This window comes from Desemzia sp. FAM 23989 (assembly GCF_045528345.1).
Classification (GTDB): Bacteria; Bacillota; Bacilli; order Lactobacillales; family Carnobacteriaceae; genus Desemzia.
This window is the reverse complement of sequence record NZ_JBGQQT010000084.1, coordinates 1-255: the sequence shown is the minus strand read 5'-3', so window position 1 is coordinate 255 and position 255 is coordinate 1. Positions and strand designations below refer to the sequence as shown.

The window sequence follows — 255 nt, the reverse complement described above, 5'->3', positions numbered from 1 at the left end:
GAGAGCTTGTGTTGAACTTGGGCTCTCGATGAGGCAAGTTAACAGATTGATTCAAGACTATCAAGAAGGAGGAAAAGCTGTTTTTTCACACGGCAACAGAGGAAAAGCAGCTAGGCACGCCGTGCCATAGGAAACAAAAAGACAAGTGATCGAGCTCTATCAAAGTTTTAAGATAAAGCCTAACGTGAAGCATTTTACTGAAATTTTGAAGGAGGATCATGCTATCTGTTACACCGATACGACCATTCGTCATAT

The 255-nt window shown here is 41.6% G+C and carries 1 pseudogene; it reads left to right on the top strand.

Features of this window, described 5'->3' with window-relative positions:
- A pseudogene (locus ACEN36_RS13165) lies at positions 1 to 255 on the top strand (helix-turn-helix domain-containing protein); the annotation flags it as partial.